This window comes from Rhodococcus sp. IEGM1428 (genome assembly GCF_050321865.1).
Classification (GTDB): domain Bacteria; phylum Actinomycetota; class Actinomycetes; order Mycobacteriales; family Mycobacteriaceae; genus Rhodococcoides.
In genome coordinates, this window is the sequence record NZ_JBNQFW010000003.1 from 538,084 (window position 1) to 564,003 (window position 25,920).

Sequence of the window (25,920 nt, forward strand, 5' to 3'; positions counted from 1 at the left end):
TTCGATACAATTCCTCCATGGCAACGGAGATCTGGCAACTGAGCGAGGCCGAGCTCCTCGCCGACGCTGCTGATGTCTCCCACCAAATGCAGTTGATGGAAGCCCGACGGATCGCCCTTGTCGCCGAAATCGACACCCGCGTGAGTCGCGAGAAACTCGGATTCCCCGGGCCCGCCGGCTGGCTCACCTCCACCACCCTGCTCACCCCAGCAAAGCGACCAAGATCGTCGCCCTCGCCCGCGGACTGAAGAACTTCCCCGACATCGCCGACGCCGTCAACATCGGTGTCGTGTCCGTCGACCACGCTGCTTTGATCCTCGCCTTCGCCGAAACCCCACCCAAGAACCTCCCGCAAGAGGGTCGCGATATCGCGCGCAAAGCCATGATCACCGCCGCCACCGGACCCGGCGCACGCACCGACCGGATCCGCGAAGCCATCACCAAACTGAAAGACACCTACGGTGGCAACAAACCACCCCCCGAGGACACCGACCGCAACGAACTCTTCGCCTCCACCACCCTCAACGGGCGATTGGTGCTCAAAGCCGACTTCGACGCTGTCACCGGAGAAAAACTGCTCACTGCACTCTCACCCCTGACCGAACCCCGCCCCGCCGCCGACGGCACCCAAGACGAACGCAGCCCCGCCAAACGCAGAGCCGACGCATTCGGACAGATACTCGACCACTACCTCGCAACGAAAGACCGCCCCACCGAAGGCGGTGACCGCCCGCACCTCAACCTGCACATCAGCCTGAAAGATCTCACCGACCTCCGCAACACTGCAGCAGGCGCAGGCGCAGGCGCAGGCGCAGGCACAGACGTAGACGGCAACGAGAACAGAAGCACCGCAAACGAACCCGACTGCAGCGGCGGTGGCGACGGCACTGGCGGCAGCGGCAGCGGCGGTGGCGGTGATTGCGCCGGTGGCAGCGGCGACGGTCGCGACAGTGCTACCGGACCGGCCGCCGATCGTGGCGCCTATCGCGACTTGTTCGGCGACGGCACCACCGTCGGATGGCTGCCCTGGATGGGACCACTCTCCCGCGAGATGTCCCGCCAACTGGCCTGCGACTGCATCCTCACCGCCATCGTCATGGACGAGAACGGCTCCCCGATCAACCTCGCCCGCACCGCCCGCACTGTCACCGCAAAACAGAAACGCGCCCTCACCGCCCGCGACCACGGCTGCGCCTTCCCCGGCTGCGGCAAACCCGCCGCCTGGACCGAAGGTCACCACATCTGGCACTGGACCGATGGTGGACCCACCGACATGAACAACCTCGTCCTACTGTGCGGATTCCACCACCGACTCATCCACCACAGTGACTGGGAAGTGTTCATCGGCACCGACAATCACCCCTGGTTCGTACCGCCGGCGACCGTCGACCCGTATCGAGAACCCCGAAAGTCCCACGCCCGAGCCGGCCCCCCACATCACATAAGCCCATACAAACAATCCAGCCCCGCACCGAGAACACGGTGCGGGGCTGGAAGAAGTTGACCATCAGCTCAATTCGAGTGAATCAGGATGGTCAGTCCTTGTTCTTCTCCGCGATGAACAGCTTCTCGATGCGCTCCGCCTCGTCCTTCTTGGCGGCGGCCTCGTCGGAACGCTTTGCAGCTTCGGCCAATTCCGCCTCGGACGGTGCTGCAGCCAGCTTCTCCTGCTTGTCGACCTGGGCCTGCTGAGCCTTCTTGCGGTCCTCGGCGGCCTTTGCGGTGGCAGCGGCCTGCTCGTCTGCCTTCTTCTTTTCTGCAGCAGCCTTGCGCTCGGCATCCTCAGCAGCTTCACGCTTCCGCTGCTCGGCTTCCTGGCGCGCGTCACGTGCTGCTTCCTGGGCAGCGGCGTCGGCGGCTCGGCGATCCTTCTCAGCAGTCTCGCGAGCCACCTTCAGCTCGTCGTCCGCAGCGGCCTTCTTGGCGCGGGCCTCGGCGTCCAACCGAGCTGCCTCTGCTCGGTTCTCGGTGCTGTCGACCAACGTTTCGCCGCGATCCGCAAGGCTCTTGTCGCCCAACAGGTTTCCGACGGCGCGGTCCAGTGATCCGAATGTGTGCTCGTACACCAGGCGGGCGGGCGATTCTGCATTCATCTTCTCGACCACGTTGGTCTCGATGAGTTGCAACGGAATTCGAGCGATCTTGTACTGAATACGAAGAATGGTCATCGGTATGGCTAGGACACTCATGAAACGAAACTCCTGTTTGCGGTAGTGGTTCAGGCTTGGTTGCGGAGCTCTTCGGCCTTCTTGCGATCGGCCTCGGCCTGACGAAGTGCCTCTTGGTGCTTCTGCGCGGCCACCATCTCGTCGGAGTCCGCAGCGGCCTGCTCGATGCGCCTGTCCTCGTCGGCTTCGATCTGCTCGGCGGTGGCGTCGACCTCCGCGGCTGCGCGCTCCTGTGCCACGGCCTCACGCTTGTTCTGTTCGGCTGCGAGCACCTGAGTCTCGCGAACTCGATCTGCCTGCGCCTCGGTCACCGCGGCATTTTCCTCCGCGGCCTCCCTGCGACTCTCGGCAGCTGTGCGCACGTCGGCCAATTCCTCGGCGGCATCGGTGGCCTGAGCCTCCGCTACCCGCTCGGTGGCGTGGGCCTCCTTGCGCTCGCGCGCTTGGGCGGCCTGCAACTGACCTTCTGCAGTCAACGAGTCGTTGCCGGTCACCGCGCCGACGACCTCTTTGGCTTTGCCCTTGATTCCGTCGAGCAATCCCTTGCGTGCTTCGCCCGCTACGTTCTCGTCAGTCATGTAACTGCAGGTACCCACTGACTGTACGAGTAACCCCGTGTCGGTCCCGAACGATACGATCGCCGACGAACGCATCAGCAGTGAGGAGACCTATGCCTATCGCCAAGATCAACGGCATCGACATCAATTACCAGGTCAAAGGCAGTGGAGACCTGGTGGTTCTCGTTATGGGTACCGGTAGCCCCGGCCGCGTGTGGGAGCTGCATCAGGTGCCGGCTCTCACAGCAGCGGGGTATCGGGTGTGCACGTTCGACAATCGCGGCATCGCGCCGTCGTCGGAGAGCACTCACGGCATCACGATCGAATCCATGGTCGCCGATACCGCGGGCCTGATCGAACTCGTCCGCAACGGCGAGGAGAAGGCTTTCGTCGTCGGAACGTCGATGGGTTCACGCGTTGCGCAGGAACTGGCCCTGGCCAGGCCTGATCTGGTGCGCAAGGCCGTGTTCCTCGCCGGTCACGCCAGAGTGGACGAGTTTCAGAAGACCCTCGCCCACGGTGAGCGGGCCCTCTACGACAAGCGGGTCGAGCTCCCCGGCACGTACTCGGCGGCGGTGACGGCGGTGATGAACCTGTCGCCTGCGACGTTGCGGGACGGGCGCAGTGCCCGCGACTGGCTGGATCTGTTCGAGTTCTCGGCATCCTCGCCCTCGGCTGGGGTGCGCGCCCAGCTGGGGATGGAGGATGATTTCGATCGAACTTCGGCTTACCGGGGGGTCTCGGTGCCGTGCCTGTCGGTGGGGTTCGCCGACGATCGGATGATCCCCGCCTACCTGGGCAAGGAGCTGGCGGATGCCATTCCAGGTGCCCGGTACGTCGAAATCGCAGATGCCGGCCATTACGGATATCTCGAGCGCCCCGAGGCAGTCAACGCGGAATTGCTCGGCTTTCTGAAGGCCTGACGGCACCACAGCCCGACCTGCGTTGCTAGGGTCGTGTGGCACCTCACGGTGCAGACTTACCAAACAAACGTTCGCGACGAGTGAGGCGAGATGAGTACCAACCCGTTCGATGACGAAGACGGACGCTTCTTCGTGCTGGTCAACGACGAAGACCAGCATTCGCTGTGGCCGACGTTCTCCGAGGTCCCTCAGGGATGGCGTGTCGTCTTCGGTGAAGACACCCGCGCTGCGTGCTTGGAGTACGTCGAGAAGAATTGGACCGATATGCGTCCGCGCAGCCTGCGTGAGGCCATGGAAGCCGACGCTGCTGCACGCGCCTCTGCCGAGGGAACCCCCAGCGCCGAGGCCTGATCTTCGCGTTACGAAGTACCCGTGCCGCGCCGCCGACGAACCGTCGGTCGGCGCGGTTCTTCTTTGCGGCGAAGCGTCGGGCGCAGTAGTTCCTCGGTGCGCGCCAGGATGCGCGGCCGGCGCAGGGTGCGGGCACCCCACTCACCCAGGGTCACGCCGGCGGCCAGGCCGCAACCGACGCCGAACGCCGCGAACAGTGAGCTGATTCCCAGCAATAGTTGGTCGTTCAGGATTGCGTACAGGCCGCGGTACAGAGAGAGACCCGGCAGCAATGGCGTGATGCCGGCAACGGCAACGATCAACGGCGGAATGAGCGCACGACGGGCCAGCAGACCGCCGGCGAATCCGACGACTACAGCGGCGATTGCCGAGGCGATGATCGGACCCACGTTGAGCGTCTGCGACAGCAGGTAGACGAGAGAGCCTGCGAAACCGCCCATGAAGGCAGCCGTCAACGCACGCCGTTCGGCGTAGCAGGCAAGGGCATAGAACAACGACGCTGCCGCGCCTGCGAGCACCTTCGTGGGGACCTGCAGGATGTCCGGCGGTGCCAGATTGCTGATCTGAGGCAGATCGCTACCGATCAACGCCGCAATCCGCAGCGACGTCGCTACACCGGCGATGATGCCGCCGGTCATCATCAACACCTCGAAGAACCTCGCCGACGCCGTGATCGGGGCACCGGTGATCGCGTCTTGCACCGAGCCGACGAGCGAGAGACCCGACAGCAACACGACCACACCGGCCGCGATGATCTGCGACGGCGAAATGCTGATATTCAGCTGGTCCTGAAAGTTGTAGAGCGTGATCGCCGGTGTCGCGGCCACGAAGCCGCCGACCACCTGCTGAAAGAAGAACGGCAGGCCTGCGCGGTTCAGGACGCGTCCGATGCGGTCGATCACCATCGTCGTCAGGAAGCTGACCACAGCCACCAGGGGGCCACCGCCGAGCAGCACACTGATGGCCGCGGCCATGCCGGACCAGGCGAGGGTCGCGATCCAGCGGTTGTAGGGGTGTGGGGCCTTGGTGATGTCGTCGAGCCGGTCGAGAGCCACGCTGGGCGGGACCATCTTGACGCGGACCGCGCGAATGAGCCGGTCCACCTCGGCCAGACGCGTGAAGTCCATCGATCGGTAATGCACGATGCGCATCGTCGACGCCGGAGGACGCGTCGGGCCGCGATGTGCGCTCAGAGTGATCGAGTTGTACGTGACGTCGACATCGCACCGCGCGAGGCCGTACGTCGCCGCGATGAACTGCACCTGCGTCGCCGTATCCACCGCCGAAGTACCCGAGGCCAACAACACCTCGCCGACGCGAACCGCGAGGTCCAGAACCTCCGCGACCGACGCATCGTCGGTCAGATCGATCGGGCGTAGCGGTGACGGCGCTGCGGTCGGCGTATCGATGGTGGCCCGACGCTCACCGGTGAGACGGCTCAGCGAAGCCGTCAGGTCTTGCAGGAAAGTCATGACCGTCTTTACACGTTGCTGGGGTGATCCACCGACAAGGTACCTGTTGACACTGAGCGTCCGATGAACGGATATGCTGGGCTCGCTTCACTGCCTCCTTAGCTCAGCGGTAGAGCACTCGCCTTGTAAGCGAGCGGTCAACGGTTCAATCCCGTTAGGAGGCTCTTTCGGACGGCTCTGACCAGCGAAAACGGTTGGGGTCGTCGTTTTTTGGCCTATCTCGGCCGGTCGTTTCTTGGGTGAGCCCGGTTCGTCCACCTGGGTTTATGTGTCGTTTGTGACCTGGGGATTTGCCGGTTCGGCGGCTCGATCCGGCGTTCGGTGTCACAGAATGTCACAACTCGTTGCTAACTCATCGGTGAGCATTCGTGTGGATGTAGGTGGATGCGTACGGACTGGGCGGGAGGTTGCCGGACCGGATTGCAGTGTCGGTTTTGTAGGCCTGGAGCATACGTATTCGACACTTGATGGAGGTGTCTGTGACGACAAGCGATGTTCGACGCCGTCAGGCCGGGTTAGCTCCGGAGTTCGCTCCGCTTCCGATGCGGACGGTGCGAGCCGCCTCGGCGGCCGATGTCTACGCACACCCGCGCGCTGAGCTTTCGAGGCTGACGGACTTGGGTCTGATGCATCGGGTGGCGACGGGCTTCTTCGTGGCGGTGCCAGACGATCGGGTTGGGACCGAGTGGATGCCTGGATTCGAGGCTGCGGCGACAGGTATCGCGGTTGCGGCCTACAGCGCCGACGATGCCGTCGTGATGGGTGTCAGCGCGGTCCGGTCGCATGGCGTGATTCCGCGGGCGTTGGCGACGGCTGTGGTGGCTGTGCCGACGCGCCACGATCCGATTCGGTTGGCGGATCGGCAGGCGGTGGTTCGGTTCGTCGTGCGCGACACGGCACGTCTGGATGCGGAGCGCATCGATACCGAGTTGGGAGCGGTGCTGGTGGCTACTGCGGAGCAGGCGGTGTTGGATCTGGTGAAGCGCCCTAGGCTCGGTGACGTCGAGGGATGCGGTGTGGCCTGCAGTGCTGCAGTTGTACAGACGTTGCGACGCAGATGTTCTGGGGGAGATCGCTGAGGCTCAGAAGATGCGAATGACGTTGATGCGGTTGCGCGATCGGTTGGGGAGCAGCGGTGAACCCCGATGAATTGGCTTCGTTCTCTGGGCAATTCGATTGGCGAAGCACTCGAAGTCCATGTTCGCGAACGACAGGTTGTTCTCGCACTCGACATCTCGGTGGGGATGATGCGAAAGATACTGCCGTGCAGTTGTTCCGGATAGTAGGTCCCGGTGTAGGCGACGATGGGCGTCTTCGGCCCGATCACGAACTCCGAACTACGGTGCGCAGGCTTTGCTGAACTTCTACGGAACTGTGCTGATGCTCCACATTCGATCGTGGTGACTCAATCAGGAATCGGCCATGCTGCGCCGAATGTCGAGAATGTTGTTGATGTCGACGACGTTGGCTTCCTGCAACAGGGGATTTGCGCAGCTGTCACCACGCACGGGGGGTGCAGCGAAGTCGACAGGAGAACACCCGAAGATGTCGCACAGTGCGGTCAACACTTTCAGGGACACGAGCATCGGACGCTGCGCGACGAGTCTGCGCACCTGAGGTTCGCTCAGATGGACTCCGCGGTCGGCCAGATGCGGTAGCAAGTCGGTGCTGTCTCGCATTCCGTGGGCATCCATGAAGTCGGCCAAGCACGAGTTCTGTGCGCCTGTCTGGATCATCGCTGCCTTTCGTTGGGGTGTTGTGGTCGCTGGCACCGTGTCGTCGAGCACGAGGAAGCGGACTGCACGATGATCAGGTCCGGGGAGGGAAACGATCATCGTGCAGCCCGATCTCTCGGATTACGAACCGATCAGAAGAACAGACCCTTGATCGCGTAGGGAATGACACCGATCACGAGGGCTCCGAGGCCGCCAGCGAGAGTCAGGGTGGTGGTGAGGGGATTGAACATGTTCTTCTCCTTGTGAAGTCGCCCATCGCGGATCGATGGGACGTGATGTGGCGCTCGGGTCCGGACGTTCGAGTTCAGAGACCCAACCGGCGGGTGAGCGACGTGGTGAACAGGTTGTGCGGGTCGAGATCGGCCAAGGTTTTGGCCGCAGTCGACCACTGCGGATACACGTCAGGGATCTCGTGGCGAAGCGCGTTGGGGTCGGTCCAGGCACCTCCGTCTCCGTGGCCCCACCGCTTCGCCCATTCGGGTCTAACAATTCCGAGTTCGGCTGGAAAAGACCGAAAGAAGCGCTGCTCGAGATCGGCGTAGAAGTCCGCCTGCCCAGGGGTGCCCGGCAAAGTCAGCGTGTCGAGCCACACCGCTGTATCGAAGTCGGTGCGTCCGGGCACGGGCGTAGCGGGGGACAGGGCGGGAGCTTTGTCGTCTGGGTATCTAGAATCCAACCCGGTAACCCTGATTTCCACACAGCTGTTGATTGGGTATTCGCCGCGTGCGGCGTACTCGTCAAGCATCGTGCTGATCACTTCGGTGAACTCGTGAACAACATGCTGGACATTGTCTCGACGGGTGATCACCGCATGGCTGGCCGCTGTGACGCGTAGCGTTGTGGGTCTGACGAAGTGAATGAAATCTTTTGCTGGACCCCACATGTCGCGAGCACCCGTCAGGGTCAGGCCTGCATCGGTAGCAGCGATGACGGCGTTCCCGAATGCCGGTGCGAGTTCGGTATGGCCTTCGATGATCCGGCCGAGTATCTGCGGAATCGGATCGGGCAGGTTGTCGGCGAAGGGAAAATTGAATGGGCCTGTGGTCTGGCGTGATTCGGCCGGCCGAGTGGAAGAGATGGACCACTGTTGAATCCATGGTCGATCGGTGAAGGTGTACCAGATGATCCCGACTCGACCTGCGTCGTCGAGCATCGCGGCCAGCGACCGCGGGCCTGCTGCGTTGGGTGCTGCGAACAGTTCCCGAGTCGGGATGTCCGTGAAGGTCCGACACCGCAGGTTGTGTGTCGGCACTGTGGACAGACGCACTCGGGTGACCAACGCGCGTCCCAAGTGCACCAGCAAAGAGGAACATTCGGGATCGGAACGGGTGAAGCTCTTTTCGGCGTATGTGCCGGTGCGACTGTCGAATACGACGGCCGAGACAGTTTCGACGAGGTCGCTTATCGAACCGAACGGCAACGACCGGTTACCTTGTTCGGCGGTGGAAGCGACGGCGCTGCCGTGCCCACCCACCGCGAGGACTCCTCCGACGGTCACGTCTCCCGGAGCCGGTGCGGAAAGCACTGCGCGACCGTGTATATGGAGATAGGCGAGTAGGTCCTGCATGGAGGCGCCGGCCTCGACGTCGACAACGGTGTCGTCCACCATCGCCATCGATTTCAAGGCCGTCATGTCCAGAAGAAGCACTCGCGCCGACGAGGGCGTACCCGAATCGACGACCAACGGTGACCAATTGTGCCGGAAACCATGTGGGCGAACCGTATACGAGTTGATCCGAGCCCACTCAGCTACCTTCACTGCAGCGTCGGCCGAGTTTATAGCTACTGTCCACAGGTCCTCGGTGAGGATGACACCGTCCCAATTGCGAAACTGCGCCTTGCGCAGGGACAGTCCTGCGGGGAAGCCGGGAAGCACGGTCTCTGCCCGTACCGGCGCGGAGAAGCCGGCGAACAGTAGACCCGTCACGGCGGCGGTGCCAGTGAGAAAAGACCGGCGATCGAAAGTGCTATCGGTCGCTCGGCGCGAGTGCTTCGGGCTCATTTCCGGGTGGAGGAGCAGAAGGTGATGATGTCCTTCACCGTCGCGGGCTGGTGGAAGGCAACATCGTTGACGGCGTACACGGGTGCTTGCAGGACGTCGACGAACAATCCCTCGAGCACCTGATACGGGGAGGCGGAGAACGTGAGGATGGACGTGGCGAGAGCCGTGTTGCGCTTGATCGTGGCCTTGATGTCGTTCCCGTGGTCTCTGAAATTCGTGTTCAACCAACTGAAGGTTGCGGTCGGTCCGCTGCACACCGGAATCAGTGCCAGAGCTTCGTCATGGCTCGGTGCCCAGACGCCGTTTCCGGTCGGCGCGGCCTGCGTCGTGGGTCCGGTCGTTGTCGCAGGTGCTGCCGAAGCGAGCGGCGACGCAATAGTTGCTGCTGTGATTGCTACGGCGGCGGCACCGATGACGGTTTTGATCGAACGCTTCATGTGAGCTCCTGAATCGAAGAGATTGAAACCAACCCGGGAAACCGGCTTGGTCCCTGTATTCAGACACAATGGCTAACTTTCAGCAACCTCAAGAGACGGTCGATATTTGCTCCATTTCACGGACCGCACCCCTTCGGTCTCTACCGGGAACCGGTAAAGCGGCAGCATCAGAGGCGAATCCCCGCTTGTCTCGCGGTGCGGTCCCGTTCTGCAGTGTCTTACGTCTCAGTGCCCATCGGTGCTAGAAAGTAACTAGATTCCGGAGGGGTGCGACTTGCCGGGTGTGACAAGCCCTCGAGCTGGGTTGTGGTCTGTCGCACATTAGAGGGGCCTCTGAGGGGCTGATTCGTGTGGAACAATTGCTACTGAACATGTAAGTCTGCGGCGCGGGTGCTTGCGATCGGGCCCGATCGACCCACGGCGTTTGCGCGAATCGAGCCTCCGATGCTCGCTCGTTGCGCGTTCTGGTTCGATGTGTCGACAGCCTGCGCCACGTGCAGTGGGCCTACTGCACGTCACCGAATCATGTTGCAGCGCAGTGCTGCTGATTCGGATTCCTGCCGGGAGAAGGAATTTCGGGCGCGTTGGTGTTTGGAATCACAGCACTGACGAGTAACGCGACATTTTCGAGCAGCGACACATTTTGTATTGCCGGATGTCACATCTCGGTTCAATTACCACCAATTTTATGGAGGGGTCATGTACTGCGTAAACGAGATCGGCACGTGGTCCACCTCCGCATGGGGTCGGTGCTTGCCATGACCTCGGTGGGACGAAAAGTTGGCCTGGCGATGTGCTGTGCGGCCCTGACCTCGGGTGTCTTCGCCATGGCTGTGGCAGGTCAGACGTCGGCGGCGAGCACCATCGAAATATGCATCGGACGGCCAGGAGCATGTGGGGGCTCAGCACCGACGACGACCACTGTGGAGCCGACGACGACCACTGTCGAGCCGACCACGACCACTGTCGAGCCGACCACGGCGACCACTGTGGAGCCGACGACGACCACTGTGGAGCCGACGACGACCACTGTGGAGCCGACGACGACCACTGTGGAGCCGACGACGACCACTGTGGAGCCGACGACGACCACTGTCGAGCCGACCACGACCACTGTCGAGCCGACCACGACCACTGTCGAGCCGACCACGACCACTGTCGAGCCGACGACGACCACTGTCGAGCCGACCACGGCGACCACTGTGGAGCCGGCCACGGCGACCGGCACCTCGGAGCCGGCATCGGACGACCCGCGGAAGACCGCCGACGTCGAGCCACCGCTTGTCGATGGTGAGCCGCGTCTTGCTCCCCCCGACTCGGTGCCCGCGGTCGTCGAGCCGACGATGCCCTCGCCTGATCCGCGGTCCGCGGAGACTTCGACCTCCGACGTTGCCGCTACGAACTCACCCATGCCTCGTGCAGACGAGGCGCCGGGACCCCGTCTCCTATCGACCGAAACCACTACTTCTCCGTCTCCGAGGCCGGGATCGATCGACGGCGGCGGCGGACCCGATGACGGGGATCAGGATGCCGAGTTGTATTCCGCGTCGAGCGATCTCGATTCGGTAGCTCCTCTGTCGGTCGTCGGTGGTGTCGCAGGGCTCACCTTGGCGGGGGCAGGGGCAGGCGTTATCACCCTTCGCGGTGCTCGTGCCACCGAGGCGCGACGGTCGGCCGCACGTTCAGAGTTCTTCCCATGATCCGATCGCACCGCCGCGTGTCTGCCGCAGTCGATGTCGTGTTCGATATTGCTGCTGCCACGACCGAATTCGACCTGGAGGATATCGTCGCCGCCGTCGCCGAAGAGCGAGGCCGGTCGATCGAAGTCGAGATGGCCGCGTTGCCTCCAGGTGTGTGTGGACAACGACGTGCATACCCCGACCATGACGTCATAGTTCTGGCCCCGGATTTACCGAACTACGAACGGACGCTGGCACACGAGCTCGGACACATCGTGTTTCGGCACGAGGGCACGCCGGTAGAGCGGTCGTTGCATGTCGTCAGTGAGGAACTGATCGCCTTCATGCTCAGCGAGCGCAGCTTGGCGTCCACGGTCGTGGACGGGGCGGACGAGTTGGCCGAATGGGAGGCCGAGACTTTTGCCGGTCAACTGCTGCAGCGCCTGCGGCGTATGAATACCCGCGGTACACCGCTGTCGGTACTGCGTTTCGATCAGGCCCTGGGGTGACATGGACTGGCTAGCAGCGTTGTTGGTGTGGATCGCAGTCGGTGCGCGCATCGGCCGAGCTGTGGTGCGAAGCGCCAGTACCGTGCGCGTGTCCATCGTGCTCGCCGTCGGCTTCCTCGCGTTGGCACAGACGCTGCTCGTCGATGACGTTGCGCGGCTTCTGGAGCCATATGTCGATGTGCCGATCGTGATCGGTCTGTGTTGGATCGGCGTCGCCGCAGCGTCCGCGGCTATCACCCTGACTACTCGGCCGACGCTTGATGCGGTACAACGGCGTCGGGCGATCGCAGCGGTCGTGTGCACGGGGGTGGCTGCCGGTATCGCCTCCGTCGCGTTTCCCACTGTCGCGTGGACCTTCGTCCTTCTCACGCTGCCCCTGATCATCGTCACAGGTGTCGGAATGGTCGACCGAACGCCGTTGGGCCGTGCTGTCGCTCTGTTCTGTATCGGCTTCTGTGCACCGGGCTTCGTCGCCGTATCTGTCGTCTTCGGATCCACCCCCCGACACTCCATTCTCACTGCAGGTGCGTTGCTGATGGCTGCGGCCGCGGTGTGGGTTCTCGCGACGAGCTGGGTTCGCGCGCGGATCCTTTTGTGGCGCATCAACAACCTTCATCGCACCCTCACGCGTAGGTTCCCGGAAGTACTGGGTGAAAAACGGTCGGGGGCACCAACGGTGTTACGCGCATCGGACCACGTCTCGGAGATCATGGACGCGTTGTACCTTCAGGTCGGTGCCGGGCAATTCGACGATGGAGTCGCGGCGCCAGCAGATTCCGGTGCCCGCGCCGGGCGTGTAGCCCAGACGGTTCGGGATCCGCTTTCGGACCCAATCATGGGCGGCCACTGGATCGCCGTGCCGAGCGGCGTTTCACTTGCTCGGTGGGTGACGATGATCGCCTTCGAATTCGGGCGCTGACACAGAATTCGTCGAACGAGAAATCAGGCGGAGCCGTCCGGCGGAACTGCGGGCAATCCCTCGCTTGCTCTCAGCTTCTCCGCCATTGCGGCCAACAGGTTCTGTGATTCCTCGGACAGGTCGAACGCCCGTTGGGACAGTCGTCGTAAGCCGTAGCCCTGAAGTTGCGAGAGCACTTCGAGATCACGATCCACCGTTGCCTCGTAGACGGGATCGAAGAAGTAGTCGGGCTTGACTTTGAAGAAGCGCGCAAGCGCGGCGACGGTCTCGTTCGAGGGATTGGTTCGATGACCGGATCTCAATTGGGAGATGTAGGGCTTCGAGATCGAGTGACCTGCAGCCGCTAGGGCTTCGGCAACATCGGCATTGGTGTACGGCTTACGTCCCGCAGGATGTACCGATCCGAACAGTTTGTTCAGACGTTCTGCGAAAGACCCCTGCGTCGGCACTGCCCAAGCCCTCCTCGGTGGTGGTGTGAGCCTCGGGATAACCGACCGATAGCTCCGAGTCACGATGTTACCTTTTCGAGACCGACAGTTCGCGCCTCGCGGGGCGGAAGTCACTCTCCTACCCCGGATTGTCCTACCGTGGAGGGCAGAGTGATGCTATTGCCGACTCGGATGTCTCCACCGTCAGCCGTCGCGACAGACCGACCGCACCAGACGTCGTCGCTCCTCGGCAGAGAGGGTCGGACTATCGGGCAGCGTGAGCGCCAGGCGCAGCCGGCGACGGAACTCGTGCGCGGAAATTCCGAATGTCTCCTTTATCGTCTCTTCATCCGCACCGCCGAGTCGGTCCCAGCGAAGTGCGAAATTCAAGAACGTTTCTGTTGCTCGAATGTTCACCACGTCCATCGATTCATCGTTCCCACACTCGGTACTTCAGATGGTGATCGGGGGATCAGCGGTGGCACAGGTTTCGCCGGTGTCACCGGCCAGGTCCGGGAAGTTGCGTCGAAAGCGTTTGTTGCAGTAAAGCTCTGAATCAGCAGTCGAGATCAAAGTTCCGAACGGGTCCGTATCGGGCTCGGCCGTAGCCACTCCGTAGGACACTTCGACGTGCTGGCCACCGACCAGCGAGGATGCGAGTGCCTCTGCTTCGGAGCGACTGCGACCGGTTGTCAGGACGGCAAATTCGTCACCGCCCAAGCGAACCAAGACGTCCGAAGGTGCCAGCGAGGCCATCCATGACCGTGCCAGCTCGACGAGGATGCGATCGCCTTCCGCATGCCCGTGGCAGTCGTTGACCGCCTTGAAGTCGTCGACATCGAGCGCGATGACGACCAGATTCTCGCCGCGCTTCCTGCTGTGCGCGAGAAGATGGGTGGCGGCATGAGCCGCACCTGCTCGATTGAGCGCACCGGTCAAAGGGTCGCGTAATGCCCCATCGATCAGAGTCGCTCCCATCGCGCCGAAGACTTCGGCAGCCACGGACACACTCACGAGATAGAAACCGATCCATACCAGCGGTGAGGGTGTGGGGGAGAGGACCGCCGACGTTATAGCCATCGTGGCCAGCGCGCAGACGAGAAGTCGGGCAGTTCGGGCCTGGTAGAAGACGCGAATGTAGATGGCCAGGAACAGGATCGACACAAGGCCCCACATCTGCAGCATTGCAAGTCCTTGCGCGACGAGGGTGCACGGCGGCAGCGAGACTGCACACAAAAGCGCGATCGAATGACGGGCATCGCTGGCGTTCGGTACAGCCAGCGATGCCAACCCGAAGACTGCGACCAGTAGGGCCGCAAAGAACCACCAGAAGGTGCCCTCAGTGGCATGTCGACCGTCGCCTGCAAACCCCACCGACGTGAGTCCGACACCGTTCGCGACGGTCAACAAAGCGAGCACCGACAGCAGTATCCACCGCCCACCCTCCCGAAAATGAACTGTGGGTCGTAGCGTGCTGGGCACTTGTCTCACTCCCCGCATATCGGTGCAGCTATGATTTCGTTACTGTCGATGAGTGCCGATTTCTCTACTAAAACAGCACTTGACGAGCGTAAAGATCAGTCTTTGTTCCAATCTTGGGGCTTGGTACGTACCCTGAGGCTCACTCAGCAACATTGTAGCTAATAAAGTTGGTCGCAGGCGGTCGGAGAGTCTGGAGTTTCAGGTCCCCGATTCGCGGACTGCCGTGATCGTTCTCGGCTCGAGTGGAACGGGACTGTGTACAGGCCGCAGTTTGGACCGTCCGTTGCTTTGCTGCATGGTTGCTGATGGTGGAGTCGGGTCGATGTATGTGTGACGGATGTCCGCGAGAATGGTGGAGCGGCGGCAGAACCATCGAGTGTCGGGATTGTCCATAGCATTGACAGTGGTTGGATGCGAGCGCTATTCGTGCTTCCGATTGGTCTCGGTGTGACGTGAAGCAGGGGTCTTCGTTTGCAGGGGTAGTTGGACGGCAGGATTAGTTTCAATGATAGCTTGATGTTAGCTGTATGTGCCAATATCCCTCGATCGAAGGTCGACCCGATGATGCCACGACAAACCGAGGACGCCGTTGTCCTGGATTTCGCCCGCAAGTGGGAGCCTTACGGTGGCGCGGACGCCTCGGAGATTCTGCTGTGCTTCGGCCTGTCCGTCGACGAGTTCCGAGCACGCTTGCACCGCATCTTGACTCGTAAGTCCGCATTCGACCTGGAACCCGATCTGCACAGACGTCTCCTCAGGTACGCGGCTACCCGGTGAGTGATCCGCGGCGATTGTGACCGTCGCGTGTGTGCAGGTCTCGTCGTCTGTGCCTCGCGTTGCCCGAAAGGGTCCTTCGCCGGCGAGGCATTGCCACACAATGTGATTCGGTCCAGCAGTTGCGTCGCGAAGCGCGGCATCGAGATGCGCTCCGTGGCGGTGCGAAAGTGGATCTGCTTGAATACCCACATGTCTGATACGCGAGGTAACACAAAGGTTGAGGTCAAAGTCGGTGACATCGTCCAGGTGCGTCGCGACAAGGTCCTCGTCAGCGGGACCATCGTCGAGGACTACGCGGAATTTTCGGGCCTCGGAAAGGGGCTCGGCCGTACTTGGGCGCATCCGCATCGTTGGGCGATCGCGCTCGCGTCCGGTGTGCTGGTGTTCGTTGATGACGGTGATCTCGAGGTCGGGGAGGCCGAGAGCGACTGACGCAGGGTCGGCACTGGGGGTGCCGAGGGATGCCCCGTTGCTGGCCTCGATTTTGGGATGCTGAATATTTGCTACGAAATTCGAAGCATGTGAGTTGGTACTCGGGTGCCAACTACTCTGGTGGCTACGATGGGCGAGGGCGGCTACTGATAATGCAGGCTACAGGCAATGCAATGAGGGTTCCCTGATGCGTGTCTCTTGCTCTGCCGAAGGATATTCGAGTGCAGATGCACCGGGTGTGAGACTCGAGCCCTCGGGGGTGAGCTCCTCCGCACCCGGTGCAGCCGACGCCGTCTGCGTGGTCGACGCCAGCGTGAACAATGATAGCTGAAAAATAGCTGTATCGAAATTCGATGGGAGTGGTCGTCGCCGTCGCCGTAGCCGTCGTCGTGCAGGGAGGGCTGGTCGTACTCGGAGGTCGTCTGGCGCATGTCTGGCAGCAGGGAAGGGGCGCCGCGGGTGGTGTGATCCATCCGATCGAGAAGTCGGACCTGACCCCTGTGAATCTGCCGTACAAATGAAAGGACCGACACCGTGACCGTGCCGATATGCCCAGCCGCCCGCTTCGCGGCTAGACCTCCCCGCTCGTCATCGAAGCGATTGCATAGGTCCGCTCGGTCCTAGGCGGTCCCGCTGGGCGGGTCGGGGTGTATGGACTGCGTAAGACTGTGCACTCGGGTTGTCTTCCAGGCTGATCGTGGGTGTTTCGTGGCTCGCCAGCGGTGGTCCGGGCGTCGGAGGGCGCTCCAAGTTGGTGCGTGTTCGGGAGGATTTACTATCGTCCCCCGGACTTTCGGAGCAGGTCTCGGTGTCACGAGCGTGTCACATGCCGGTACTGACGCCGGTGGATTCGGATGGTCCCGCCTGGACGATCGACGCAGTTCAGGGTGGATGTGGTGGTTCCATGCGGACGTATCTGGTTGTCTCGCAACATACTTGTAAGCGAGCGGTCAACGGTTCAATCCCGTTAGGAGGCTCTACCGCTCCGATCCCGCTGCTGGGGATCGGAGTTTTCTCTGCCCGCGCCTCTGTGGATCAGCTCCCCGGTTTGGAATACCCGACGCCGATCGGAGTCAGGTATCCGAAGGTGAGGAGTCGATGCACTCGATTCGGTCGAATCGACTCCCGTCGTAGTAATCCCCGCCCTGCCTGCGAGGTGTCGATCTCGGTTAGGGGCGTCGATCTGGGGATCGGTATCGGCTGGCTCCCCAAGCTGAGTGCATTGGCCGGCGACGTCATCGGGTCTGGTTCGAGAGTCCGCCGTCGTAGGGCATCATGAGTTGATGAGCGATCTCGAGTACCTCGCCACTTTGCTTGCTGGACTGGATGCTGAGATTGCACGCGTCTCTGCCGCCGAATCGGGCTCCGACGAGCAGTCTTCTGCCGTCGATGACGCGGTCGACGCCGTCTTGCGGTTGCGCTCGAAGGTCAAGGCCGGTTACCCCGGCAAGAAGGCTTACTACATCGCAGTTTCGACCGATCCGAAGGGAATCAGGGTCGAGGGAATTGCAGCCCTGCAGGGCAAACGCGCCCACGAACTGGTGCGAGACGGCGGTTGGATGCACGCCGATTCCACCACTGTGCTCGACCTTCTCGATGACGATCAGATCAGTCGGTACGGAGCCGTCGCGGGACGCGGCGTGGCGCAGACGTTTCGAGATTCGCGTGAATATCTCTCAGCTGCACTGGGTCTCGCCGAAAAGTAGATTACAGCAGCAGGGCACAGATCCGGACTGTCGAACCCAGATCTCAGGACGCGACCTGGGCCTGCGTCAGCCGGTCTCGTCCGTGGGAGTGATCGGGGCCATCTCGGCGGCGAATTCCGTGGCCATGGCGCGGGAGAGTGCCTGTGCCGCCGACAGTGGACGGACCATCACGGTGAAGTCGTCGATCAGGCCGTCGGAATCGAGGTGGAGGATGTCGCAGCCGTGCACGGTCACGTCGTCGATGCGGGCCTCGAAGAACATGACGTGGTCGCGGCCGCCGACGTCGTCGACGGTTCGGACGTAGTGGAAGTCGCGGAACACGCGTGTGACGGCGCGCAGTATCGGCGCGGTTGTCTGCTTGCCGTGGTATGGCTTGAAGGCAACCGGTGAGCTGAAGACGACGTGTTCAGCAAGGGCGGATGCCATGGCGTCGTGGTCGTTCGCCTCGACGGCTTCTCGGAACAGTTGCACGCGTCATCTCCTTCAGTGAGGCCAGGACCGGGACGGCCCACGATCCGATTGTTGTCCGCGAACCATACACAACTTCGCGACTATCATAGAGGTTTTGCCGCCCTCATCCGAGTCCAGCGCGGGCGTCGAGTACTTCGAGGACGCGGGCACCCCAGCGGAGTGACTCCTCCTCGAACATCCGTCCTCGCATCAGGGTGAGGTAGGGGCCGATGCGATCAGCGGTTGCCAGGAAGTCGGTCTCGGTGCGTCCGTCGAGCAGGCGGTGCGCCATCCTGTCGTACCGGGCCAGCTTGTCGCGCGAGAGCTGCATTCGTTCACGGATCGCGGCGGTCATGGGCTCGAGGTCGCCGGCCTCCAGTGCGTGGACGGCGACCAGGTGCTCGTCGCGAATAGCTGGAAGTTTCGATCGCCTGTGACTGACCTGGCGCAGCGATTCTCGACCCTTGTCGGTCAGGCTGAACAGTTTCTTGTTGGGGCGACCGTCCTGCTCGACCAGCCTTGCCGCGATCACGTCGTCTCGATCCATTCGATCGAGCTCGCGGTAGAGCTGTTGGGGAGTGGCAGTCCAGAAGTTGGCGACGGTGGCATCGAACGCCTTGGACAGGTCGTAGCCCGACAGCTCCCCGTCGACCAGCGCAGCGAGCACGGCATCACGTAGCGACATGATCCGGCACAGTACCCGTCGCTCATGCCGTGGGACGCTCTAATAGTCAACTTGTTGTACATTGACGCTCGATGAAAGGGCGGTGGATGTGGTGAACGAAATGGACCAGTTGCGTTACGTCGCCCTCGGCGACAGCCAGACGGAGGGGCTGAACGATGGCGACGAGGAAACGGGCTTTCGTGGCTGGGCCGATCGGCTCGCCGAGCACATGGCCGAGAGCGAAAACGGGGTTGCCTATGCCAACCTCGCGGTGCGTGGTCGCAAAGCCGCGCAGGTCAGAGCCGAGCAGTTGCCCGCTGCATTGGCGATGAGACCGACCGTCGCGTCCGTTGCTGCCGGCGTCAACGACATCTTGCGGCCGAGTTTCGATGCCCGCACCGTGGCAGGTGAACTAGGCGCGATGTTCGGCGCGCTGCGGTCCGCCGACTGCGCCGTCGTCACCATGACGTTTCCTCGTCTCGCTCACCCGGTCCCCGGTCGGGCGGTCATTGCGAAGCGTATGACCGAGCTGAACGTCGAGATTCCTAGGGCTGCAGAGGAATTCGGAGTCGTGTTCATCGACCTCGAGAGGCACGATGTTGCCTCGGACCCGCGGCTGTGGAGCTGGGACCGTCTGCATCTGAACGAGACCGGGCATGCACGGCTCGCCGCGGCTGCCGCCTACGCACTGGATCTGCCGGGTGCCACGGACGCATGGAATCGTCCTCTGGCACCACTCGCACGCCCGCACCTGTTCTCACGAGTTCGTGCCGACCTCACCTGGGCCGGAATGTTTCTCGCGCCGTGGTTGACGCGCCGAGTCCGTAGACGTTCCTCGGGCGACAGTCGGACGGCCAAACGACCCGAGTTGACCTCGGTGCTCGGGTAGAACGTTGATTGGAGCCTGATCGAAGTTACGGTGACCAGGGCGCTCTGTCGGTCCGATTCGAAGCGGCCGACTGTTTGGCCTTGTACAGAGCGGTGTCGGCCTGAGTCAGCATCTCTTCGAGGGTGCTGGCTCCAGTGTTGTGCGCGACGCCGATGCTGATCGACACCGAGACATGTCCGTCGACGACATCGATCGGCGGGGACGTCGCGATGACCATCTCGCGCTCGATGTCCGCGGCGGATCGAGTTCGACCGAGCAAGGTGTCGTCGAAGATGGCCGCGACGAACTCGTCTCCGCCGATTCTTCCGAACACGGTGCCGGAGTCGCAGATCGCAACCAGCCGCGCGGCTGTTGTGCGCAGAACCTCGTCTCCAACCAAGTGGCCGTACGTATCGTTGATGGCCTTGAAGTCATCGAGATCGATGAACATCACTGCCGCTGGAGCAGCTGTCTCCGCAGTTGTTCGCTCGATTCGTTCGAGCAAGGCGGCGCGATTGAGCACGCCGGTGAGATCGTCCACCCGCGACTTGACCAGGAGTTCGCGATACGCCTCGAGCAGACTGCTGGTTGTAGCCGCAAAATCGGTGACGTCTCGGAAGCTGATCGCGACGACCCCGTCCACATAGTTCGCGGTCACCTCGAGTGTTCTGTCGGGAAGGAAGAGGGCTCGGACTACCCTGGTGACCTCGCCGCGAGTGGCGATCGCGTCGCGATGCAGATCGTCGAAGTAGGAGCCTTCCGTCTCTGGTAGCGCCTCGTGGATGTGCCGTCCGACCACCTCCGTTCGGCTGACGCCCAGATGGCGCTCGGTCTGATTGTTGATGTACCGCAGCACCATCGCTTCGTCGACGATGGCGAATCCGAGCGAGACACAATCGAGGATCCGACTCCACCGCACGTCCGGCATGAGGTCTACGTGCAGTCCCGTCGGTGGCTCGACAAGCGAGACGACCCCGGTGAGCACCGATGGCGAACCGTCGGGGGCATGTTCGATGGACACACTCCGGGTGAGTATGTGCCGAATGTTGCTGCCTCGATCGATGATCCGATAGATGCACTCTGCCCCAATGGACGCGCGCGCATCACCGTAGAGGGTTCGGAGCACAGCGGTATCGTCCGGATGTACGCGGCTGCGCCAGATATCGAGGGCGGGCCGATCGTCGTGACCGACGTCGAATATCGCGGCTGCGCGCGCATCCCACTCCAGGTATGGCGTGCCGATATGAAAGCGGGTGATCCCGATGGACGCCGCGTGCGGTGCCATGTTCGAGACGAGTGGTTCCCCGCCGAACGGCGAGTGTGGGGTGCCGACCATACGACTCCGTCCCTCGACCGACCCTGTTCCTATCGAGTGTGTACCAATGGACCAATTCGCGTCATGGAATCGGGGGTTCTGTCGGTTTCAGGGTTTCGTCGAGGGAAATGTGTCAGAACTTCGGCACGATGTTGTCGGTCGCCCACTCGAGGCTGAGTGGCGATGGGAATGCGATCGACTGAGCCTCGGTCGGAGAGAGTGGAACGTAATTCCCGCGCGCGACTGCGGACAGGGATGCAATACCCGGGAGCGTTCGGAAAGCGTCGAGATCGGCGGGTTGCCCCGTCGCGATCACGAGATCGGCGTCGTTGTCCGCCAGGTACTCGTAGGTGATCTGCGCTCGCCCCGGAATGGAGCTGGTCGGCAACCCGGTCGCGTAGTCGGTGGGCCGCATACCGAGAGAGTCGAGAAATTGTGCACCGGCGTCGTCGGTCGAATTGACCACGTAGACACTGCCGTTGGTGGGACCGACGAAGAACGTGAACGTCTTACCGGACAGCTCGGGGTTGGCCTCTGCCGCAGCGGAGATCGTCGAGTCGGTCTCCGCGATAACCCGTTCACCGTCGTCGCTGCGCCCGAGCGCGGCCGCGATCGACCTGGTGGCGTCCTGCCACGTTTCTGCCGAGGGTGTGCTGTCGTAGTGCACAACAGGCGCTATCGCCGACAGCTGTTCGTAGCGGGTGTCGAGTCCGAATGCCTTCGTCCCGACGATCAGGTCTGGCTCGTAGGCGAGCACGTCTTCGATCGACAGGTCGGCATTGGCTCCTTGGAGGAACGCTGGGGCATCTTGATCGCCCAGCTCGGCCTCGGCCCACGGTTGGAACCCCGACGCGGCGGTTGCTCGGGCGGTGGCCACCGGCGTCACTCCCAGCGACAGCAGAATGTCGGCGTCGGTCCACGACAGCGCGACCACACGGGTGGGCTCCGAGCCGACCACGGACGTACCGAGTGCCCCCTCGATCGTGACCGGGAACTCGGCAGACGTGTTCGCGCCCGTCGGTGGCACGGGGTCGGGTGACTCGCTCGACGAGCAACCCAACAGAGATACGACGACAACCGCGGTCAGGGCACCGAAAAACCTACGCATAACGGACGATTGTAGGGGCCGAGTTCTTCGAGTGGGGCAGTGCCGATCAGGTCGTGCAGTGTCCAGGACCTCCCCGCGATTTTGTCCACCGCAGTGCCGGAAACAGCGAGGGTGCAGTCGCCGCCGAAGTGCATCACGTCCACGGCGTTTGCCGCGGTCGATCGAAAGCGCGGCAACATTCTGCTCGAGTTGCGCCGCGGTGGCAAGCTTGGCTGCGGCTATCGATATGCCAGTGCGCGTCGCATCCAGCCGTACACCCTCTGGTCGTTGAGGAGCGTGAAATGGTGTGCGCTGTTGATCGCCAGACCATCGTCCGGCCGAAGTCCTATGTCACGCAGCTTGTTCCGACCTCCGGCGCTGTCGGTGCGGACGAGGCCGTCGCCCACGAATATCCCGACGGGGTGTCGCGGGTTTCCGGTGACGACGGCGGACGCGTGATGATGCCGCACCCCGTCCGGAACCGAGATGTCCATGGCTGCTCCGACGTCGAATCCGTCGGCGTAGCTGGCATGTCCCTCGTCTTCGGTGATCGCTCCGTGAATCAGGTCGCGGACTCCGGCGCTTCGACGCGCCAACAGGTTCGCGAACGGACGGGTCTCGGGCGTGAGTGCCAGCGCTGCTGTGGCGACGTGAACGCCGCGCGCAAGCGGCGCACCCAGATGTGGTGTCCCCAGGGTGAATACGTCCGTCAACAGCTCCACCCACCGGCGGCCGTTTTCCGCAGCGTGGTGTGCGGCGCTGCGCGAGACCAGCCCGCCCATGGAATGACCGACCAGGGTGATGCGGTGAACCCTGACGGGCCAGGCCGGCACGAGCTGTTCGAGCAGGTCCGACAGGTCGGCACCGTTGGTGGCAATTCGACGACCCGTGTTGTAGCGCAGAAAGATCGAGGTTGTTCCGGCTTCTGAGTCCAGGCGCTCCCCGTACGTGGGTCGCCCACCTAGCCGCCATGCCGATTCGGTCTCCACGAGCCCGTGCAGGAACACCACGAGGTGCGCTCCGGCGTCGGGAAACGCCGTGGCCAGAGCACGGTACTTCGGAACTACCGGGCGTCCGTCGACACGTATCGACAGCGGGTAGGCAAGGACCCGGGAACTGCGCTCCATGTCGTCACCGATGAGACCGTGCAGGACAGCGATGGTCTGAGCGCCGCGGGTGGTGTGCGACGGCGACGGCCGCGAATCGTCCTCGGTGACCTCGTCGCCGGTCACGTCGGAACTGCCGGTCAGCGCACCGACTGTTGTGGCTGCGCGGGTGCAGGCGGCTGTGATGGTCGCGTAGGTGCCGGCGGCGATCGCGTCGTGCATCAGCTGTGTCGGTAAGACAGCCGGCCCGACGCCGAGTTTCACGGCGGCAAATGTGCGTCGTGCAATAGCCGAGTGAACTGCGCGAACACCACCCGCGGCCGACGCCAGCTCGCGAAGCGCGATTTCTGCGAGTTCACCCAACTCCTGTGTGCGCTGAGTTCTCTTCCCCACTCTTTTCAGTGTACGTGTGTCCACTGGATCCGTCAGGGCTGGGATGGCTCCGGTTTTCCCACGTCACCGTCGCTCGAAATACTCGTGGACCTGGCGTACCGACATCGCTCCTTCACCGACTGCGGATGCGACTCGCTTCACCGAGCCGCTGCGGACGTCGCCCGCGGCGAACAGGCCGGGTCGGCTCGTTTCGAGCGTCCCGCACAGCGCTGCTCCGATCTGCAGGGCACCGTCTCCACGAGCGAGAGCTGCGTCTGTACCGGTGACGACGAACCCGTGTTCGTCGAGTGCGATGGCGTCGGCAAGCCACCCCGTGTAAGGCGTCGCTCCGATGAACACGAACAGGGCGTGCGCCCTGATCGTGTCCTGTTCGCCCGTGCGGTTGTTCTCGACCACGACTTCGTCGAGGTATTTCTTGCCGCGGACCGCGCGAACCTCGGTGTGGCGATGCACGGTCACGTGCGGGTGGTGTTCGATCTGGTCGACCAGGTAACGGGACATGCTCTTTCCGAGATCGTCATTGCGGATGAGCAAGTGGACGTCCGAAACATGTTCGGCGAGAAACACTGTCGCCTGGCCTGCGGAGTTGCCGCCGCCGACGATGGCTACCGGATCGGTCCCGCACATGCGGGCTTCCTGATGAGTGGCGGCGTAGTACACACTCGTGCCTTCCAGTTCCGCGATACCGGGAACGGTCAACTTGCGGTACCGCGCGCCGGTGGCGAGCACGATGGACCGGCCGCGAACCGTGCCGCCGTCAGAGAGCCGGAGCACGTGGTACCCGGCTTCGGACGTCAATCCGGTCACCTCTGCCGAGACCAGGATGCGGGCACCGAACTTGTCGGCCTGGATCACAGCCCGCTCGGCCAATTCGGATCCGGAGATTCCGGCCGGGAATCCCAGATAGTTCTCGATTCGGGAGGAGGTGCTGGCCTGTCCCCCTGCGGCGATCGTCTCCAGTGTCACCGTGTTCAACCCGTCCGACGCTCCGTATACGGATGCGGCCAGTCCGGCCGGTCCTGCACCCACGACGACGAGATCGAACACGTCCTGGGCCGCGTTCGGCACGGAGAGTCCGACGATGCGTGCGAGCTCTGTGTTCGTCGGATTGCGCAGTACCTTCTCGCCGTGCCAGATGACGACGGGAACGTCTTCGGGGGCGATGTCCAGGCTGCGCAACAGCTGCTCCGCCCGCTCGTCCCGCTCCAGATCGATCCATTTGTGAGGCAATCGATTTCGCATTGCGAACTCTCGAAGCCGCAACGTGTCCGGTGAATAGCAGGACCCGATGATCCGGAACCCCGAGCCGAGCCCGATCAGCAGGTGCCGACGCAGCAGGTAAGCCCGCAGGATCAGATCGCTCAGCACTGGATCATGGGCAACCAGTTCGCGCACCCGCTCGGCGGGAGTGACGAGCAGCTCGCCGTCTTCGATCGCTTCGGCGGTGTAGAACGCCACCTGACCTTCGAGCAGTCCGAGCTCACCCAAGAAGCGGCCGGGTCCGTGCACGCGAAGTATCCGACGTTCACCGTCCCGGTCACCCTCGTCGAGAACGGCGACCTTGCCGGACAGAACGACGAAGAAGTCGTTGCTGGGCGCACCCTCGCGTATCAGCACTTCTCCGGTACGAACCGATCGACGTGTGCCACCGACCTCGAGCACTGCGACCTGATCGTCCGTCAGCCGCGGGAACGCGCCCTGCTCGTCCGTGGTCTCGTCGACGACGGCTGGACCGGCGTCCTCAGACGAGATTTCGGTCGACATAACACCACCTCCAAGTTTCTCCGGGCTCCATCGACCGAACGATCGGATGGCCGACGACATGTGCGTGCGCGCTCGCGTGTTTGCCCGGCGAGGAGTCGCAACACCCGACGTGCCCGCATGTCAGGCACAGCCTCAGGTGCACCCACGGGGTCCCGAGACGGAGGCATTCTTCGCAGCCCTGCGGGGTTCTGGGCACCACGGACCGGATTGCATCGACGTGCGGGTCCACTGGCACGAAAGTCATGATGTCGCCTCCTTGCCCGCATTCTCCGAAAGCGCTCGATCGAGCCATGCGCGTAGCTGGGGTACCGGGGCTGCACCGGCCTGCCGAGCGAGGACCTCACCCCGATCCATCACCAGCAGGGTCGGCACGGCCCTGACGGTGAATCGTTCGGACGTCAGGGGTGCGGCATCCACGTCGACCTTGACCAGCTTGATCCGGCCCGCGCGTTCTCCGGCGAGCTGTTCGAGCGCCGGGCTGACCATGCGGCACGGTCCGCACCAGGTCGCCCAGAGATCGACGAGTACGGGCACCGAGGGGTGTTCGGCGATCTCCGCGAAGTCCTCGTCCCGTGCTGCGGCGATCCACGGCAGCGGCTCGTGGCAGTTCCCGCACCGGGGTGTCCCGTCCGCTGCGGCAGGCACCCTGTTGACCTTGCCGCAGTGCGCGCACTTCACCTTGTCCGATTCCATGG

At 62.9% G+C, this 25,920-nt stretch carries 30 protein-coding genes and 1 tRNA gene; 13 read left to right on the forward strand and 18 right to left on the reverse strand.

What is annotated here, in order from left to right:
* Window positions 1-17: 17 nt before the first annotated feature.
* Both ACQR3T_RS17345 and ACQR3T_RS17350 read left to right on the forward strand, forming a co-directional pair.
* Window positions 18-248 (forward strand): hypothetical protein, encoded by a 231-nt coding sequence (locus tag ACQR3T_RS17345; RefSeq protein ID WP_428694283.1) that lies wholly within the window; start codon window positions 18-20, stop codon window positions 246-248.
* Window positions 249-262: 14 nt separating this feature from the next.
* Complete coding sequence (locus ACQR3T_RS17350) at window positions 263-1,504, forward strand: DUF222 domain-containing protein (RefSeq protein WP_428694411.1); 1,242 nt, start codon at window positions 263-265, stop codon at window positions 1,502-1,504.
* Window positions 1,505-1,535: 31 nt separating this feature from the next.
* Here the strand turns inward: ACQR3T_RS17350 and ACQR3T_RS17355 are convergent, their stop codons facing one another.
* Window positions 1,536-2,189 (reverse strand): hypothetical protein, encoded by a 654-nt coding sequence (locus ACQR3T_RS17355; protein ID WP_428694284.1) that lies wholly within the window; start codon window positions 2,187-2,189, stop codon window positions 1,536-1,538.
* Window positions 2,190-2,218: 29 nt separating this feature from the next.
* Window positions 2,219-2,746: a hypothetical protein gene (locus ACQR3T_RS17360; protein WP_032376493.1), complete on the reverse strand. Its 528-nt coding sequence runs from the start codon at window positions 2,744-2,746 to the stop codon at window positions 2,219-2,221.
* A 92-nt stretch (window positions 2,747-2,838) separates the two neighbouring features.
* On the opposite strand from ACQR3T_RS17360, the gene ACQR3T_RS17365 reads away from it, so the two are divergent.
* Window positions 2,839-3,648, forward strand: coding sequence for an alpha/beta fold hydrolase (locus tag ACQR3T_RS17365; protein WP_032376225.1), 810 nt, complete (start codon window positions 2,839-2,841; stop codon window positions 3,646-3,648).
* Between the two features lie 90 nt (window positions 3,649-3,738).
* Window positions 3,739-3,999, forward strand: coding sequence for an MbtH family protein (locus ACQR3T_RS17370; protein WP_032376226.1), 261 nt, complete (start codon window positions 3,739-3,741; stop codon window positions 3,997-3,999).
* 8 nt (window positions 4,000-4,007) lie between these two features.
* Here the strand turns inward: ACQR3T_RS17370 and ACQR3T_RS17375 are convergent, their stop codons facing one another.
* Window positions 4,008-5,471, reverse strand: coding sequence for a threonine/serine ThrE exporter family protein (locus ACQR3T_RS17375; RefSeq protein ID WP_032376227.1), 1,464 nt, complete (start codon window positions 5,469-5,471; stop codon window positions 4,008-4,010).
* A gap of 92 nt (window positions 5,472-5,563) precedes the next feature.
* On the opposite strand from ACQR3T_RS17375, the gene ACQR3T_RS17380 reads away from it, so the two are divergent.
* Together ACQR3T_RS17380 and ACQR3T_RS17385 are read left to right on the forward strand one after the other, a co-directional pair.
* A tRNA-Thr gene (locus tag ACQR3T_RS17380) sits at window positions 5,564-5,635 on the forward strand.
* A gap of 315 nt (window positions 5,636-5,950) precedes the next feature.
* Complete coding sequence (locus ACQR3T_RS17385) at window positions 5,951-6,550, forward strand: type IV toxin-antitoxin system AbiEi family antitoxin (protein WP_428694285.1); 600 nt, start codon at window positions 5,951-5,953, stop codon at window positions 6,548-6,550.
* Window positions 6,551-6,880: 330 nt separating this feature from the next.
* Here the strand turns inward: ACQR3T_RS17385 and ACQR3T_RS17390 are convergent, their stop codons facing one another.
* From ACQR3T_RS17390 to ACQR3T_RS17405, 4 genes are all read right to left on the reverse strand, one after another.
* Complete coding sequence (locus ACQR3T_RS17390; protein ID WP_032391935.1) at window positions 6,881-7,207, reverse strand: helix-turn-helix domain-containing protein; 327 nt, start codon at window positions 7,205-7,207, stop codon at window positions 6,881-6,883.
* Between the two features lie 304 nt (window positions 7,208-7,511).
* Window positions 7,512-9,134: a cholesterol oxidase substrate-binding domain-containing protein gene (locus ACQR3T_RS17395; protein WP_052053435.1), complete on the reverse strand. Its 1,623-nt coding sequence runs from the start codon at window positions 9,132-9,134 to the stop codon at window positions 7,512-7,514.
* 71 nt (window positions 9,135-9,205) lie between these two features.
* Window positions 9,206-9,646 (reverse strand): hypothetical protein, encoded by a 441-nt coding sequence (locus ACQR3T_RS17400; RefSeq protein WP_032376229.1) that lies wholly within the window; start codon window positions 9,644-9,646, stop codon window positions 9,206-9,208.
* A gap of 841 nt (window positions 9,647-10,487) precedes the next feature.
* Window positions 10,488-11,057: a hypothetical protein gene (locus tag ACQR3T_RS17405; protein WP_428694286.1), complete on the reverse strand. Its 570-nt coding sequence runs from the start codon at window positions 11,055-11,057 to the stop codon at window positions 10,488-10,490.
* Between the two features lie 285 nt (window positions 11,058-11,342).
* On the opposite strand from ACQR3T_RS17405, the gene ACQR3T_RS17410 reads away from it, so the two are divergent.
* Together ACQR3T_RS17410 and ACQR3T_RS17415 are read left to right on the forward strand one after the other, a co-directional pair.
* Window positions 11,343-11,834 (forward strand): ImmA/IrrE family metallo-endopeptidase, encoded by a 492-nt coding sequence (locus tag ACQR3T_RS17410; RefSeq protein ID WP_032376232.1) that lies wholly within the window; start codon window positions 11,343-11,345, stop codon window positions 11,832-11,834.
* A 1-nt stretch (window position 11,835) separates the two neighbouring features.
* Entirely contained in the window at window positions 11,836-12,753 is a 918-nt protein-coding gene (locus ACQR3T_RS17415; RefSeq protein WP_052053436.1) for a hypothetical protein, read from the forward strand.
* Between the two features lie 23 nt (window positions 12,754-12,776).
* Here the strand turns inward: ACQR3T_RS17415 and ACQR3T_RS17420 are convergent, their stop codons facing one another.
* The 3 genes from ACQR3T_RS17420 to ACQR3T_RS17430 all read right to left on the reverse strand — a co-directional run bounded on the left by ACQR3T_RS17420 (window position 12,777) and on the right by ACQR3T_RS17430 (window position 14,600).
* Window positions 12,777-13,202: a helix-turn-helix domain-containing protein gene (locus ACQR3T_RS17420; protein ID WP_032376233.1), complete on the reverse strand. Its 426-nt coding sequence runs from the start codon at window positions 13,200-13,202 to the stop codon at window positions 12,777-12,779.
* Between the two features lie 183 nt (window positions 13,203-13,385).
* On the reverse strand, window positions 13,386-13,607 hold the full coding sequence (locus tag ACQR3T_RS17425) for a hypothetical protein (protein WP_032376234.1): 222 nt from the start codon (window positions 13,605-13,607) through the stop codon (window positions 13,386-13,388).
* Window positions 13,608-13,634: 27 nt separating this feature from the next.
* Window positions 13,635-14,600: a GGDEF domain-containing protein gene (locus ACQR3T_RS17430; protein WP_052053437.1), complete on the reverse strand. Its 966-nt coding sequence runs from the start codon at window positions 14,598-14,600 to the stop codon at window positions 13,635-13,637.
* Window positions 14,601-15,224: 624 nt separating this feature from the next.
* Here ACQR3T_RS17430 and ACQR3T_RS17435 point away from each other — a divergent pair.
* The 4 genes from ACQR3T_RS17435 to ACQR3T_RS17450 all read left to right on the forward strand — a co-directional run bounded on the left by ACQR3T_RS17435 (window position 15,225) and on the right by ACQR3T_RS17450 (window position 17,578).
* Complete coding sequence (locus ACQR3T_RS17435) at window positions 15,225-15,440, forward strand: DUF3263 domain-containing protein (RefSeq protein ID WP_032376235.1); 216 nt, start codon at window positions 15,225-15,227, stop codon at window positions 15,438-15,440.
* 189 nt (window positions 15,441-15,629) lie between these two features.
* Window positions 15,630-15,872, forward strand: coding sequence for a hypothetical protein (locus tag ACQR3T_RS17440; protein ID WP_428694287.1), 243 nt, complete (start codon window positions 15,630-15,632; stop codon window positions 15,870-15,872).
* A gap of 353 nt (window positions 15,873-16,225) precedes the next feature.
* Window positions 16,226-16,393: a hypothetical protein gene (locus ACQR3T_RS17445; RefSeq protein WP_155292999.1), complete on the forward strand. Its 168-nt coding sequence runs from the start codon at window positions 16,226-16,228 to the stop codon at window positions 16,391-16,393.
* Window positions 16,394-17,155: 762 nt separating this feature from the next.
* Entirely contained in the window at window positions 17,156-17,578 is a 423-nt protein-coding gene (locus tag ACQR3T_RS17450; protein WP_037172685.1) for a hypothetical protein, read from the forward strand.
* A gap of 66 nt (window positions 17,579-17,644) precedes the next feature.
* On the opposite strand, the gene ACQR3T_RS17455 is transcribed toward ACQR3T_RS17450, so the two are convergent.
* Both ACQR3T_RS17455 and ACQR3T_RS17460 read right to left on the reverse strand, forming a co-directional pair.
* Window positions 17,645-18,049 carry a nuclear transport factor 2 family protein gene (locus tag ACQR3T_RS17455; RefSeq protein ID WP_428694288.1) on the reverse strand — a complete coding sequence of 135 codons (405 nt, stop codon included), beginning with the start codon at window positions 18,047-18,049 and terminating at the stop codon, window positions 17,645-17,647.
* Between the two features lie 103 nt (window positions 18,050-18,152).
* Entirely contained in the window at window positions 18,153-18,713 is a 561-nt protein-coding gene (locus ACQR3T_RS17460) for a PadR family transcriptional regulator (protein WP_428694289.1), read from the reverse strand.
* A 100-nt stretch (window positions 18,714-18,813) separates the two neighbouring features.
* Between ACQR3T_RS17460 and ACQR3T_RS17465 the strand changes: the two genes are divergently transcribed.
* Entirely contained in the window at window positions 18,814-19,581 is a 768-nt protein-coding gene (locus ACQR3T_RS17465) for an SGNH/GDSL hydrolase family protein (protein WP_428694290.1), read from the forward strand.
* Between the two features lie 25 nt (window positions 19,582-19,606).
* Here ACQR3T_RS17465 and ACQR3T_RS17470 read toward each other — a convergent pair whose 3' ends face one another.
* From ACQR3T_RS17470 to trxA, 6 genes are all read right to left on the reverse strand, one after another.
* Complete coding sequence (locus ACQR3T_RS17470; RefSeq protein WP_428694291.1) at window positions 19,607-20,896, reverse strand: diguanylate cyclase domain-containing protein; 1,290 nt, start codon at window positions 20,894-20,896, stop codon at window positions 19,607-19,609.
* Window positions 20,897-21,008: 112 nt separating this feature from the next.
* On the reverse strand, window positions 21,009-21,983 hold the full coding sequence (locus ACQR3T_RS17475) for an iron-siderophore ABC transporter substrate-binding protein (RefSeq protein ID WP_428694292.1): 975 nt from the start codon (window positions 21,981-21,983) through the stop codon (window positions 21,009-21,011).
* A 218-nt stretch (window positions 21,984-22,201) separates the two neighbouring features.
* Window positions 22,202-23,461: an esterase/lipase family protein gene (locus ACQR3T_RS17480; protein ID WP_428694293.1), complete on the reverse strand. Its 1,260-nt coding sequence runs from the start codon at window positions 23,459-23,461 to the stop codon at window positions 22,202-22,204.
* Window positions 23,462-23,524: 63 nt separating this feature from the next.
* A complete protein-coding gene (locus ACQR3T_RS17485) occupies window positions 23,525-25,225 on the reverse strand; it encodes an FAD-dependent oxidoreductase (RefSeq protein WP_428694294.1) in 1,701 nt (566 codons plus the stop codon).
* Window positions 25,203-25,469 (reverse strand): ubiquitin carboxyl-terminal hydrolase 14, encoded by a 267-nt coding sequence (locus ACQR3T_RS17490; RefSeq protein ID WP_080730410.1) that lies wholly within the window; start codon window positions 25,467-25,469, stop codon window positions 25,203-25,205. The genes ACQR3T_RS17485 and ACQR3T_RS17490 overlap by 23 nt, the downstream gene beginning before the upstream one ends.
* Window positions 25,466-25,918, reverse strand: a complete 453-nt coding sequence (trxA, locus tag ACQR3T_RS17495; protein WP_045196849.1) for a thioredoxin — start codon at window positions 25,916-25,918, stop codon at window positions 25,466-25,468. Before trxA ends, ACQR3T_RS17490 begins: the two co-directional genes overlap by 4 nt.
* Window positions 25,919-25,920 lie beyond the last annotated feature (2 nt).

Excerpts from the sequence above, each read along its gene's own strand:
- ACQR3T_RS17440 (WP_428694287.1), top strand. The coding sequence starts at position 15,630 with ATGTCTGATACGCGAGGTAACACAAAGGTTGAGGTCAAAGTCGGTGAC.
- ACQR3T_RS17425 (WP_032376234.1), bottom strand. The coding sequence starts at position 13,607 with ATGGACGTGGTGAACATTCGAGCAACAGAAACGTTCTTGAATTTCGCA.
- ACQR3T_RS17475 (WP_428694292.1), bottom strand. The coding sequence starts at position 21,983 with ATGCGTAGGTTTTTCGGTGCCCTGACCGCGGTTGTCGTCGTATCTCTG.
- ACQR3T_RS17375 (WP_032376227.1), bottom strand. The coding sequence starts at position 5,471 with ATGACTTTCCTGCAAGACCTGACGGCTTCGCTGAGCCGTCTCACCGGT.
- ACQR3T_RS17460 (WP_428694289.1), bottom strand. The coding sequence starts at position 18,713 with ATGTCGCTACGTGATGCCGTGCTCGCTGCGCTGGTCGACGGGGAGCTG.
- ACQR3T_RS17470 (WP_428694291.1), bottom strand. The coding sequence starts at position 20,896 with ATGGTCGGCACCCCACACTCGCCGTTCGGCGGGGAACCACTCGTCTCG.
- ACQR3T_RS17400 (WP_032376229.1), bottom strand. The coding sequence starts at position 9,646 with ATGAAGCGTTCGATCAAAACCGTCATCGGTGCCGCCGCCGTAGCAATC.
- ACQR3T_RS17405 (WP_428694286.1), bottom strand. The coding sequence starts at position 11,057 with ATGGGTGAGTTCGTAGCGGCAACGTCGGAGGTCGAAGTCTCCGCGGAC.
- ACQR3T_RS17465 (WP_428694290.1), top strand. The coding sequence starts at position 18,814 with ATGGACCAGTTGCGTTACGTCGCCCTCGGCGACAGCCAGACGGAGGGG.
- ACQR3T_RS17360 (WP_032376493.1), bottom strand. The coding sequence starts at position 2,746 with ATGACTGACGAGAACGTAGCGGGCGAAGCACGCAAGGGATTGCTCGAC.
- ACQR3T_RS17415 (WP_052053436.1), top strand. The coding sequence starts at position 11,836 with ATGGACTGGCTAGCAGCGTTGTTGGTGTGGATCGCAGTCGGTGCGCGC.
- ACQR3T_RS17365 (WP_032376225.1), top strand. The coding sequence starts at position 2,839 with ATGCCTATCGCCAAGATCAACGGCATCGACATCAATTACCAGGTCAAA.
- ACQR3T_RS17485 (WP_428694294.1), bottom strand. The coding sequence starts at position 25,225 with ATGTCGACCGAAATCTCGTCTGAGGACGCCGGTCCAGCCGTCGTCGAC.
- ACQR3T_RS17435 (WP_032376235.1), top strand. The coding sequence starts at position 15,225 with ATGATGCCACGACAAACCGAGGACGCCGTTGTCCTGGATTTCGCCCGC.
- ACQR3T_RS17370 (WP_032376226.1), top strand. The coding sequence starts at position 3,739 with ATGAGTACCAACCCGTTCGATGACGAAGACGGACGCTTCTTCGTGCTG.
- ACQR3T_RS17410 (WP_032376232.1), top strand. The coding sequence starts at position 11,343 with ATGATCCGATCGCACCGCCGCGTGTCTGCCGCAGTCGATGTCGTGTTC.
- ACQR3T_RS17450 (WP_037172685.1), top strand. The coding sequence starts at position 17,156 with ATGAGCGATCTCGAGTACCTCGCCACTTTGCTTGCTGGACTGGATGCT.
- ACQR3T_RS17490 (WP_080730410.1), bottom strand. The coding sequence starts at position 25,469 with ATGACTTTCGTGCCAGTGGACCCGCACGTCGATGCAATCCGGTCCGTG.
- ACQR3T_RS17445 (WP_155292999.1), top strand. The coding sequence starts at position 16,226 with ATGGGAGTGGTCGTCGCCGTCGCCGTAGCCGTCGTCGTGCAGGGAGGG.
- ACQR3T_RS17390 (WP_032391935.1), bottom strand. The coding sequence starts at position 7,207 with ATGATCCAGACAGGCGCACAGAACTCGTGCTTGGCCGACTTCATGGAT.
- trxA (WP_045196849.1), bottom strand. The coding sequence starts at position 25,918 with ATGGAATCGGACAAGGTGAAGTGCGCGCACTGCGGCAAGGTCAACAGG.
- ACQR3T_RS17345 (WP_428694283.1), top strand. The coding sequence starts at position 18 with ATGGCAACGGAGATCTGGCAACTGAGCGAGGCCGAGCTCCTCGCCGAC.
- ACQR3T_RS17355 (WP_428694284.1), bottom strand. The coding sequence starts at position 2,189 with ATGAGTGTCCTAGCCATACCGATGACCATTCTTCGTATTCAGTACAAG.